Raw genomic sequence first — 11,607 nt, 5'->3', positions numbered from 1 at the left:
TGCCCATGGCGTTCCAGCCCCAGCCAGCCGGAGGGCCCAAATCGCCGGGCCTCGCGAGTCCTTTCCTCGCCAGCCAACCGGAGAGCCCAAATCGCCGGCTTTCGCGACTAATATTTCACAACACCAAAAAGGCCCACCTTCCCAAACAGGAAAGTGAGCCTATTTTTCTACTCAGTTACTGCTGTTCGATCAGCACGACGCCGTGCACCGGAACCGTCAGCGGTTGGTCCGGGGTCAGTGCGGTACCGTCCCACAATTCGCTAGCGGGAGCGGCCGGTGCTTGAACGGTGATTTCGTCTTCGCCAATGTTGAAGTATGCCGTGTAGTGGTGCGCGGCGCTTTGGGCTTGCCAGGTGACCAGTGTGTCCGTGGCCGCTTCTTCGTGGGCCTCAGTAATGTCTTGGCGCATGCCGAGAACGGCCTGATTGGTAATCAGCGCCAGCTCGTCGCCGGTCTGCGGCAGGTCTCCGCCGAGGAAGAACGGCGCCCGCAGCAGGCTCCAGAGTGTGAGCATCGTCTTTTGCTCAGGTACCGTAAAGCGGGTATGGGGCAGCTTGGTGCCGCCGTCGACACTGCGTTGGCGGATGGCTCCCAGCGGTAACATGTCCGGGTCCGGCCAGTTGCCGGCCCGCACCATCGGCGCCCACTTGGCGGCGACCGGGAACATACCCTTCAGCTGCCGCCAGGTGTCCCAGAAGTCGTCGGTCAGGCGCCACATGTTGGCGTGTTCTTGGAGAAAGGCGCCATAGTTGATGTCCGCCGGGCCTGGGGACAAGCTGAGCACGATTGGCCGGCCGGTCTTGTCGATGGCACTGCGCAGCGCAGCAATTTCTGACCGATGCATCCCATACAGCTTAGAATCAGCGATGTCGTCGCACTTGATGAAGTCCACGCCCCAGCTGGCGTACAATGCCATCAGAGAATCGTAGTATGCTTGGGCGCCCGGCGTGCTCATGTCCAGCCCGTACATATCAGAATTCCAGGGGCAGATGTTATTGGCCGCAATGTCCCGGGCGGAATAGCCGCCGGCGGTAGTGACGTTCTGGGCCACCGCTTGGCGGGGAATCCCGCGCATAATGTGGATACCAAACTTCAGGCCCAAGTCGTGCACGTACTGGGCTAGAGGACCAAAGCCGTGGCCTTCAGCGGCGGAGGGAAAGCGGTTCGTCGCCGGAATCAGCCGGCCCTGATCGTCCATCGCCAAGTCCGCAAACTGGTGGTACACCGAGGAATTGGCTTGCGGTTCGTACCATTGAATGTCGACGACAACGTACTGGTAGCCGAATTGTTTCAAGTGCTTGGCCAGATAGTCGGCGTTGGCCTTGACTTCGCCCTCGGTCACCGAGGCCCCGAAGCAGTCCCAACTATTCCAGCCCATCGGTGCACTCGGTGCCCAGGTCCGAAACTCTTTTTCTGTCATTCTTTTTTGCTCCCTTCAGTCATCACGAACACAATACTATGGGCCGGCACGTGGACCGGCAGCGTTCCGTCTGCCGCCGGCTGCCCCGTCGCATTGTCCTGCTGGACTTGATCCGGCTGACCCACGGTGTTCTCTGCCGCCGGTGGGGCCTGCAGCGTCTCAATGGTCGCTGCCCCCTCCGGCAAGCCGGCGATACGCGCGTCGTTCGCGGTATCCTGGACGTTGACCAGCTTAACGATGGTCTGCCCGGCGGTCGTCCGCACACTGTTGATGTATAGCGCGGGAATCGTGCCGCTGGGAATACGGACATCGTTGAACACATGCCCGTCGATCTTACCCGTCAGGTGATCGCCGTCCACAGTCAGCTCGCAGTGGTACGGGACGTTCTGGCTGACATGCCAGATGGACTGGGTCAAGGCGCTGCCGCCGCCCTCGTCGATCTGCTCGATCAGCGCATCCTGATTCTGCCAACCGCCCAGGGACCAGCCGAAGCGGTGCTGGTCATCAACCACGCCGAAGTCCAGCCGCATGCCCTTATCCGGCCGGCCGCCGGTCTTGACGAAGTCGAAGGTCAGCCGGAAGTAGCCGCTGGTCTTCGCCAGCAGCGGCACCTGGTCCTGACCCGTCACGGTACCATCCGCCAGCTGGGTAGTCGTATCACTGAGCAGGTCAGTGTAAGAAATGTTGCTGTAAGTAATATCGGCATCGGCACCCTGGAAACGGACCGCACCGGTGGTGGGCGCAGCGGGCAAGGGCAGCGGCGCCGGCAGATTGGCCTCTTCATGGGCAATGTTCTGGCTGCCCTGATGGGTCATGAATAATTTCTGCACGTCGTAGTTCACACTGCCGGTGACGTGCTGCTGGTCGTACCAGATCAAGTCCGGGCGCCAGTTCACATAATCTGTGTTGCACAATAACGGCGCATAACAGGCCAGGCCCACCTTGGCGGCGTTGCGTTCGAGGCCGATCATATAACTGGCTTCGGCCAACGCGTTGGCCCAGGTGTTGCCGTGGGAGGCATATTCGCCCAGGAAGACCTTGGGGCCGTGGGCATCGTAAGTATCATAGCGGTGCTGATTAGCTAGGAACCAGCGCGGGGACATGTAGTAATGCTCGTCCACCAAGTCACTGTGGTGCTGCCGGGCACTGGTCCAGCCGCGGTCGAACTCGCTGCCGGCGGCGAAGGGGCCGGCCGAGTTGATCAGCTTGATGTCCGGATAGCGGGCCTTGATCTGATTGTGGAAGCGGGGATAGCGGTCGAAGAATTCTTGCCCCACTTCCTCGTTGCCGATGGCCAAATATTCCAAATGGAACGGCTGGGGATGGCCCATCGCCGCCCGCTTGGCGCCCCACTCGGAATCCACTGGTCCATTGGCAAATTCAATCAGATCCAGCGCATCGTCAATAAACGGCTGCAGTTCAGCCATGGGGGCCGCCCACTGGTGGTGCGGATCCCAGCCGCCGGGCAGGACCGGCAGCGGCTTCGCGCCGATGTCTTCGGCCAGCTGGAACAGCTCGTAGTAGCCTAGACCCAGCGTCTGGTTGTAGCCCCAGGAATTGCGCCGAGCCGGGCGGGCTTCCACGGGGCCAATCGTGTTCTTCCAGCGGTAGCCGGCGTCGCGGTCCCGGGGATCGAGGCTGCCGTCATGGACCAGACAGCCGCCGGGGAAGCGCATGAAGCGGGGATGGAGGGCCGCGAGCTGCTCCCCAATGTCTTCCCGCACACCGTTGATCCGGTGGTGGAAGGTGTCCTTCGGGAAGAGCGAGATCATGTCCAGACTCACGTGGGCGTTGCCGCTGACGGTGAGCTGCAGGCGGCCGGCTGCGGTCGTCCCCCGGCTGGTCAGGGTCAGAAAATATTGGTGCCAGTCGTCGCTGGTGACGACAGTCTCACCGCTGGCCAAAATCTGGCCGGCATCATCGGTCAACGCCACCGTCAGCGTCACCGGTGCGTACAGCTTGCGGGCGAAAACGGAGAAACGGTACACCGCGTCCCGCCGGAAGGCCATGCCCTGCCCGTACCCGTGATTGCGGAAGGTCCGAGGGTCGTGGGTGTCGATCTGGAGATAGTGCAGATTATTGCTGTTCAAGGGGGCATCGCTGAGCACCCGCAAGGCCAATGGCGCTGGTGTTAGCGGGGCGCCCTGTGCATCTTCCCAGGCGGTCAGCGCGTGGTAGTCCGGCGCATCCACGGAACAGAACTCGAAGGACCGGTTCTGCACCATTTCGGCGTACAGCCCGCCGTCGGCAGCATGGTTCAAGTCTTCGAAGAAGATGCCGTACAAGTCGCCCAGATCGGCCAGCGGCTGATCAGGATGAACGGTAATCGTGGGTACTTTCTCTGTCATTGATTCGGCTCCTTATCTTGATTCCAAGCGTGCCGCGGACACGCCTTATTCTTCAGACTGGCCCGGAACGCTACGTAACACCCGCATTCGGTACACGTCCCGTGCTGGTAGAAAGGACACTGCCGGCATACCGCCAAGCGGGCTGCTCGAACAGTGTCTGACACCCTATTAGCGGCCGGTTCCAGGGCTAACTGGTCGGCCACCGACGCATTAATGGCCGCCGGATCGGTCACGGCCAAGTCGCCGCACGTCCAGCACGGTGCTCGGTCAGCGGACATGGACCGTCACCACGCTCATGGGCGGGATCGTCACGCTCACGCTGTGGGCATCATGGGTCAAACCCGTGGTCAGCGGTTCCGGGACGACCGTATCCGGGGCGGTAAAGTCATTGTGGGCATCCATGGCGGCACTGTGCAGAATTTCTCCCGCCGCGCTTTGAACCGTATGGGTCTGGAACTCATAGCGCACATCCGCCGCTGCGTCTAAACCATAATTCACCAGTGACAGGAGATACCCGCCGCCTTTAGCCGACACGGAGGTCGTCACCGTGGCTGGCAGATCGTCCACAGTATCTAACGCCGTGGCGTCTTGGTGGGCCAAGAACATCTTGAAGACGTAATACGTCGGGGTCTTGACCATCTGGTCGCCGTCTGTCAGGATCATCGCCTGCAGGACGTTGACCATTTGGGCAATGTTGGCCAGGTGGACGCGGTCCACGTGGTGTTGGAAAATGTGCAGGGCCAGTGCGGCCACGCAGGCATCGCGGATGGTGTTTTGCTGGTACAGGAAGCCAGGGTTCGTGCCCGGTTCCACATCATACCAAGCGCCCCACTCGTCCACGACCAGGCTCTTCTTTTTGTCCGGATCGTATTTGTCCATGATGGCGCTGTGACGGGTGATCAGCTCATCCATCTTTTCCGCGTCGGCCATCAACGAGACCCATTCGTCCGCGGGGAACCCAGTGGCGCTGCCTTTCTTCCCCGACCAGGTCTGGTGGGGTAAGGCGTAGTGGTGCAGGCTGATGCCGTCCAAATACGGGCCGGCGCTCTTCATCACTTCGTCGGTCCAGTGGTAGTCATCGTTGTTCGGTCCGCAGGCAATCTTGGTCAACGGATGCTGGGGGTCGTAATTGCGCACGAAGGTCTGGTAGCGGCGGTAGAGGTCGGCGTAATATGCCGGCCGCATGTTGCCGCCGCAGCCCCAGGACTCGTTGCCGACGCCGAAATACTTGACCGGCCAAGGGTCAGGATGACCATTCTGGGCCCGGCGGTCGGCCATGGGCGAGGTGCCGTTCATCGTCATGTACTCGACCCACTCCTGCATCTCTTGGACGGTGCCGCTGCCGACGTTGCCGTTAATGTATGCGGCGGCACCAATCTGCCGAAGCAGTTCGAAGTATTCGTGGGTGCCGAAGTGGTTGTTCTCGGTCACCCCGCCCCAGTTGTTGTTGACCATGGTCTTGCGCTGGTCGTTGGGGCCGATACCGTCCTGCCAGTGGTACTCGTCGGCGAAGCAGCCGCCCGGCCAGCGCAGCACCGGCACGTGAATGTCCTTCAACGCCGCCACCACGTCGCTGCGGATGCCGTTGACGTTGGGGATGTCCGATTCCGGCCCGACCCACAGACCGCCGTAGATGCAGCGGCCCAGATGTTCAGAAAATTGGCCGTAAATGTCTTTGTTGATGCGGCCCAGGGGCCGGTGATCGTCAATGTATACTATTCCCATAATGTGTCGTTTCCTTTCTCAATTATCCCCAGGAGCACCGAATACCGGCAGGCCGTCGGCGGCCCAGGTAAACGTCTGGGCGTAGGCGTGGCGGTCGGGATTACCGAGGAAGCCGCCCTGTAAGTGAGCGTTGTCGTACGGTCGGGCGTGGTAGATGAGGATGTCAGTCTGGCCGTCTGGACTGGTGGTAAAGCTGTTGTGGCCCGGGCCGTAAAGGCTGTGCGCAGCACTGCTGGTGAATACCGGCGTCTTGCTCTTATGCCAGGAATAGGCGTTGAGCAGGTCGCTGGCGGCGTCCGCCCACAGCAGACCCATGGCGTAATGCTCATCCGTAGCGTTGGCCGAGTATGTGAGCAGGACCTTGCCGCCGTGGACGATCACTGCTGGGCCTTCATTGACGGGGTAAATCGACTTCTCCCACTCGTATTCCGGCATGGACAGCATGATCGGCGCCGTGGCCAGGGTCACCGGATCCGCCAGCTGGGCAATGTACAGGTCTGAACTGGTGCGGGTGGCCGGCGTCAGCTGGGCCCAGACGAGGTAATGGGCGCCCTGGTGGGTAAAGACGGTGGCGTCCAGACTGAAACTGTCTTGGGGCGTGACCACTTGGCCCAATGTCTCCCATTCCTGCGTCAGCGGATCGGCATTGCGGTTGCGCAACACGAAGATGCGGTGGTGGTGACGGGCATTGCGTTCCTTAGCATCATCAGATGCTGCGAAATAGATATACCAAGCACCATCCAGATAATGCAGTTCCGGCGCCCAGATGAGCTGGCTCATGGGACCGCTGGCCGGGGCGTGCCAAATCGTCACGGGCTGGGCGGCCGCCAGGTCGGTCAGGCCCTTGGCCCGCCGTAATTCAATGGTTTGGTAGCCCGGCACAGAACCGGTGAAGTAGTAGTATCCGTCCGTGTGGCGGTAAACCCAGGGATCAGCGCGCTGGGGCACAATGGGTTGTTTTTGGTTGGTCATAACGTCCTCCTTGAAAATTTGTCCGAATAACTTTAAACACAGACCCATGTTAACGGAACGTGTAAGCCATTTCAAGACAAGTTTAGCTAATGTTTCAAAAACTGATTACCCAAATCCCTTACCGTACGGATAAAAAACGGATCGGCGGCTCGCCGATCCGGGTAATCTTATCGTCATCTGTTACTTCTGAGCCTGCTGCTGTGCGTCGGTGGCGAGAGTGCGAATCGAATCCCCGCTCACCAGCTCGGGCGGATACGTCTTGGCCGCGGCCATGTAATCCTTGTTGGGCTCTTGCAGCATCTTGATCATCAATTGGGCGGCGTCCTGTCCCATCTGCGCCTTCGGGTGGTTGATGCTGGTCAGCCGAATCCCCAACCGAGAGGCCAGGAGCGAATTATCGAAACCGACCAGCGACACGTCGTCTGGTACGGCAAGCCCGCGGTTCTGGGCCGCGGTGTAGGCCGCTAACGCAATCTGATCGTTGTAGCCGACGATCCCCGTCGGCCGGTCCGTTTCTGCCAGCACTTGGGTGATTTGCTCCCGCAGCGCCTGGTCTGTCGTTTCTGACTGGTAGAGCAGCACCTGCCCGCGCACGCCCTGCTGGCTGCGCTGCAATGCTTCACTGAAGCCGTTCATCCGCAAGACACCCTGCTGATCATCAGACTTGAAGATGCCCAAAATATGCCGGTGGCCCGCGTTCAACAGCGCTTGGGCCGCCAAAAGCCCGCCCTGAAAGTCATCCATCACAAAATAAGGAATATCCGGGTGACTGGGCCGGGCATCAATGGTCAGCAGCGGGATGTGGGCTTCGGCGAAGCGCTGATAGAGGTCCTCGTTTTCGATCGTGAACGCGCTCTTGGTGGGTTCCACGATGACCCCTTGAATGTCGTCATCGAGGAATTTTTCTAAATTCTTGCGCTCCAAGGTCTCGTCATTCTGGGTGCTGGACAGCAGCATCGAAATGGCATTGGCCGACAGCTGACTCTCAATCCCGGAAATAATCGCGGGGAAGATGTAGTCGGTGATGTGCGTCGTCAGCACCGCCACCGTCTTGGTGTGGGCTTCGCTGCGGTTCGCGTTGTGCTTGTAATCAGCGACGAAGGACCCGCCGCCCTGGATGCGGTAGATGAAGCCCTGCACTTCCAGGTCAGAAAGGGACTTGCGCACCGTGTGCCGGCTGACTTGAAACTGGCTCATTAATTCGGATTCTGTTGGTAATTTATCTTCAATCTTGTATCGTCCGCTCGTGATCCACTCCCGGATGGCCGCGGTGACGATTTCGTATTTTTTCTCCATTTCGATTTCTCCCATGTCGTCAACTTGTCAGTACAAATTATAAAGTATCCAGAAGTTGTTTGCAAACGCTTTACTGAAATTTGTACCCGATTTCTCACATGATATAATGAATAGGACGCAGAAGGGAAGCAAAAAAGTATGTTCACTGAGGCATTCAAGACGTGGGTCCACCGGTTCCATCATCATCAACTGCCCTTGTTTGCCTCGCTCAGCGACATCGGCCTGTACATGGACCAAGTGATCAGCGAAACCAACCGGTATACGGAGATGATTACCGGTACCCAGGTGACCAAGTCGATGGTGAATAGTTATGTGAAACAAGACCTGGTCTCCCGGCCGGATAAGAAGCGGTATGGCCGCAAGCAGCTGGCCCAAATCATTCTGGTCACGCTGCTCAAAACGCTGTATTCACTAGACGTGGTCCACCAGTACTTGGCCGCCCTGACCGCCGAGCTGTCCTGGCAAGAAGCCTACGATCTTTGGGTTCATGCTTACAACGCTCAAGCCGCAGCGACACCGGACGCCACCATTGACGTGACCATTCCTTCTGCCCAGCAGGCGTCACCCGCGGTTCGGGAGCTGATCCACTTGGCCACTAAGGCCATTGTCGCCCAGCGGGTCAGCGATGCGCTGGTGCAAGCTATGGACGCCCCAGCGGACGCCACCGCGCCGCACCGTTAAAAGTGGGCAATTTTTCCTTCACAAGAAGCCGCATGGGTTGACCCGTCAGCCGATCCAGGCTACACTATGGTCAATTGAAACGAGCTGGGGTGCCATTCGTGGCTGAGAGAAACCCATGAACCTGATCTGGACAATACCAGCGGAGGGAGCTCATGATATCTTTTAGTTTGTGCACGGCCTTCTCTCGGCAGAATGGCCGTTTTTTTATTCCCCCTGGCCCGGTTCAAAAAATACTGGGAGTGATTGATCATGCAAAACACCAAAACACCAGCGGCCAAAGTTAATCCGGTCCGCTGGACGATCCGCGACGTTATTTTCTTAGCCCTTATTGGGGTCTTCTTCGGCCTCATCTATCAATTGTGGAGCTTTGCCTACTACGCCATTGCGGCCACACCGCTCAAGCCTTATGCCAACGACCTGACGATTGGTGTCTGGATCATGGCGGGGCCCTTGGCGGGTGTCTTGCTGCGCAAAGTCGGTGCTTCCGTCATTGGTGAATTGCTGGCGGCAGCCGTCGAAATGATGTTGTTCTCCAGCTGGGGGGCGGCCGACCTGATTTCCGGCTTCATTCAAGGCATTGGTAACGAATTAGGGTTTGCCGTGACCGGTTACAAGAACTGGGATAAATTTGGCTTGCTCATGTCGACGATTGGCGCCACGATCGTCACCTTCGCTTGGGACTGGTTCCAGAGCGGTTATAAAAACTACCAGCCGGGGCTGCTCATTACGCTGCTCATCATCCGCTTCATCTCCATCGGGTTCTTCTCCGGCGTCCTGGTGTATTGGATCAAACAGCTGGTGGCTAAGACTGGACTGTTGAAGTAATGGTGCAACTGGCCGTCACGAATCTTACGTTCAGTTACGCTGAAGAAGCTCCGCCGATCTTTGCGGACTTGAATTTTGCACCCGCTGACGGCACGTTCAACTTGCTGACCGGCCCGTCCGGGAGCGGCAAGTCGACGTTGCTGAAACTGTTGGCCGGCCTGTATCCGCAATATGGCGGCGTCATCCAGTCCGGGGAAGTGACCGTCGACGGCACAGCGATTGCGGCGTTGCCGCCCTATCAGAGGGCCCAACACGTGGCGGTACTGTTCCAAAATCCCAGCCGTCAATTCGCCATGCGGACGGTGATCGACCAATTACAATTTGCACTGGCCAATCTGCAACTGGCGCCTGCGGAGATCGACCGGCGTATCACAGCGGTCCTTTCTGCGTTGAACCTGACAGCGTTCACCAACCGGGCCTTGCAGTCTCTCTCCGGCGGCGAGCAGCAGCGGGTAGCGTTGGCCAGTGTGCTGGCCCTGGGCAGTGACTTGATCCTGTTGGACGAACCGTTTGCCAACGTCGACGCTAAGGGCCGGACCCAGTTGCTGGCGGATCTCAAAAATCTGCAAGAGACACAGCACAAGACAATCATCCTGGCGGACCATGACCTTTCCGGTTACGCCGGTCTGGTCGATCATGTGTACCACGTGGATCACGCCACCCACACACTGACCACGCCGCCGCTCACTGACTTGCCCCAAGACACACCGGCCACGCCGGTCATTGGCCAGTCGCTCACCAGTGGGCCCTTGGCCTGGGCCGATCTGGGCTTAGGGGTTGACACCCGGCAGCTGATTCGCAACGCGCATTTTCAGATCCCCGCCGGCCAACTGGGGCTGTTGTCCGGGGATAACGGTGCAGGCAAGTCAACCCTCTTTTCTGCCCTCACTCAGCAGCATCCGTTCACCGGGTCGATCACTTACGGTGCGCAGCCGGTCAAGCAGTTCAAGCTGCGCCAATGGGCGATGCGGGTCGCCGAGGTCTACCAAAACAGCCCTGACCAGTTTATCCGCATCCACCTGCAGGAAGAACTTGACCTTTCTGCCCAGCACAGCCTGCACCCCGATTACTGGACACCGGAACGCATAAAGGCGGCAGTCGACCAGCTCAACTTGACTGGGCTCGAGGAGCACGTGAATTACGCGCTGTCCGGCGGTCAGCAGAAAAAGCTGCAGGTATTGAGCATGCTGATCATGGGCCAGCCGGTCCTGCTCTTGGACGAACCGTTCGCCGGCTTGGACGCCCAGTCCTTGCATGCCGTTCTGACCCTGCTGCAGCAAACGGTCCAAGACCTGCAAATCAGTGCCTTGGTCGTTTCTCACCAACGACAAGGGGTCGTGCCTTTCATGGCCTACGAGCTGCACCTGGCCGATGAACAGCTGACCCTGATTGCGGGAGAGGAGGGCACCCATGACCAACAATGACAGCACCACCCGCGGCTTGAACCCGGCCACGCTCACCTTGATCATGATTGGCATCGGCCTGCCTTTGGCCTTTGCCAACAGCGTTTGGCTGAACGTCATCGTCAGTATTATCGGCTTGCTCTACTTGATTGCCATGCGCGTCTCGTGGCGCAAAGCCGGCATTGTCCTGCTGGTGGCCCTACCCCTGGCCTTCGGGAGCTGGATCTCCTTCTGGTTCTTCGGCACCGTCGACCGTTGGCATCTGGCTTGGATGTATGCCAGCCGGGTGTACGCCTACTTACTATTGGGCATGATCTTAACGATGACCGTCAGCACCCAGCGCTGGCTCGTCGGTCTGCACCTGCACTTCCACCTGCCCAACGCCTTCGTCTTCGGACTGCTGGGCGCCCTGAACATGGGCAACCGGGTCCGCCGGGAGTTCCGCCGCATCCAGTATTCGGCTTTGGTGCGGGGAGAAAACCTGCGGCTGTGGAACCCGCTTTTGTATTTGCGCATTATCCTGGTTTCCTTGAATTGGTCCAACGACCTGGCCGAGGCCATGACCTCCCAAGGCTTCACTGAGAACGCCCCGCGCACGGAGTTGATCAGCGACCCGCTGCCGGCCTGGCAGTGGGTGTTGGCCATTGGCTTAATCATTATCTACTGCGGTGCGGCGTTCGGCTTACGGCCGTGGTAAGACAAAAAGGCGGAGCGGTGCGCTCCGCCTTTTTGCTATGCCGCAATACGCGGCAGGAAAGGTTGCCCGTCGCGCCGTCTGCTGTTCCAGCTCCGCGCAAAAAAATTCAAGTCCGTTGCTTGCTTTTCATCTGCCCATCCTGTAATATAGTTTGAGCGATAGCAAATGGGGCCTTAGCTCAGCTGGGAGAGCGCCTGCATGGCATGCAGGAGGTCGACGGTTCAAGTCCGTTAGGCTCCA

10 protein-coding genes, 1 tRNA gene and 1 riboswitch are annotated in these 11,607 nt (G+C 59.1%); of the genes, 5 read left to right on the top strand and 6 right to left on the bottom strand.

Annotated features, from left to right (window positions below; all coding sequences use genetic code 11):
• Positions 1 to 175 precede the first annotated feature (175 nt).
• From L248_RS14630 to L248_RS14610, 6 genes are all read right to left on the bottom strand, one after another.
• A complete protein-coding gene (locus L248_RS14630) occupies positions 176 to 1,420 on the bottom strand; it encodes a glycoside hydrolase family 27 protein (RefSeq protein WP_022531036.1) in 1,245 nt (414 codons plus the stop codon).
• A complete protein-coding gene (locus tag L248_RS14625) occupies positions 1,417 to 3,768 on the bottom strand; it encodes an alpha-L-arabinofuranosidase C-terminal domain-containing protein (RefSeq protein ID WP_022531035.1) in 2,352 nt (783 codons plus the stop codon). The genes L248_RS14630 and L248_RS14625 overlap by 4 nt, the downstream gene beginning before the upstream one ends.
• Positions 3,765 to 4,046 carry a DUF6171 family protein gene (locus L248_RS16575; RefSeq protein WP_220095323.1) on the bottom strand — a complete coding sequence of 94 codons (282 nt, stop codon included), beginning with the start codon at positions 4,044 to 4,046 and terminating at the stop codon, positions 3,765 to 3,767. The genes L248_RS14625 and L248_RS16575 overlap by 4 nt, the downstream gene beginning before the upstream one ends.
• Positions 4,036 to 5,493, bottom strand: a complete 1,458-nt coding sequence (locus L248_RS14620; RefSeq protein WP_022531034.1) for an alpha-N-arabinofuranosidase — start codon at positions 5,491 to 5,493, stop codon at positions 4,036 to 4,038. The genes L248_RS16575 and L248_RS14620 overlap by 11 nt, the downstream gene beginning before the upstream one ends.
• An 18-nt stretch (positions 5,494 to 5,511) precedes the next feature.
• Complete coding sequence (locus L248_RS14615) at positions 5,512 to 6,465, bottom strand: glycoside hydrolase family 43 protein (protein ID WP_040537106.1); 954 nt, start codon at positions 6,463 to 6,465, stop codon at positions 5,512 to 5,514.
• A 180-nt stretch (positions 6,466 to 6,645) separates the two neighbouring features.
• Complete coding sequence (locus L248_RS14610) at positions 6,646 to 7,761, bottom strand: GntR family transcriptional regulator (protein WP_040537105.1); 1,116 nt, start codon at positions 7,759 to 7,761, stop codon at positions 6,646 to 6,648.
• A 138-nt stretch (positions 7,762 to 7,899) separates the two neighbouring features.
• On the opposite strand from L248_RS14610, the gene L248_RS14605 reads away from it, so the two are divergent.
• The 5 genes from L248_RS14605 (at position 7,900) to L248_RS14585 (ending at position 11,607) form a co-directional block, all read left to right on the top strand.
• Positions 7,900 to 8,442 carry a DUF1836 domain-containing protein gene (locus L248_RS14605; RefSeq protein WP_022531031.1) on the top strand — a complete coding sequence of 181 codons (543 nt, stop codon included), beginning with the start codon at positions 7,900 to 7,902 and terminating at the stop codon, positions 8,440 to 8,442.
• A 75-nt stretch (positions 8,443 to 8,517) separates the two neighbouring features.
• Positions 8,518 to 8,607: riboswitch (TPP riboswitch) on the top strand.
• Positions 8,608 to 8,691: 84 nt separating this feature from the next.
• Entirely contained in the window at positions 8,692 to 9,267 is a 576-nt protein-coding gene (locus tag L248_RS14600; RefSeq protein WP_040537104.1) for an ECF transporter S component, read from the top strand.
• Positions 9,267 to 10,691 carry an ATP-binding cassette domain-containing protein gene (locus L248_RS14595; protein WP_022531029.1) on the top strand — a complete coding sequence of 475 codons (1,425 nt, stop codon included), beginning with the start codon at positions 9,267 to 9,269 and terminating at the stop codon, positions 10,689 to 10,691. Before L248_RS14600 ends, L248_RS14595 begins: the two co-directional genes overlap by 1 nt.
• Positions 10,678 to 11,367: an energy-coupling factor transporter transmembrane component T family protein gene (locus L248_RS14590; protein WP_022531028.1), complete on the top strand. Its 690-nt coding sequence runs from the start codon at positions 10,678 to 10,680 to the stop codon at positions 11,365 to 11,367. Before L248_RS14595 ends, L248_RS14590 begins: the two co-directional genes overlap by 14 nt.
• 167 nt (positions 11,368 to 11,534) lie before the next feature.
• Positions 11,535 to 11,607, top strand: a tRNA-Ala gene (locus L248_RS14585).

The sequence above is a fragment of the Schleiferilactobacillus shenzhenensis LY-73 genome (assembly GCF_000469325.1).
Lineage (GTDB): Bacteria > Bacillota > Bacilli > Lactobacillales > Lactobacillaceae > Schleiferilactobacillus > Schleiferilactobacillus shenzhenensis.
This window is presented reverse-complemented; position numbering and strand designations above follow the sequence as displayed.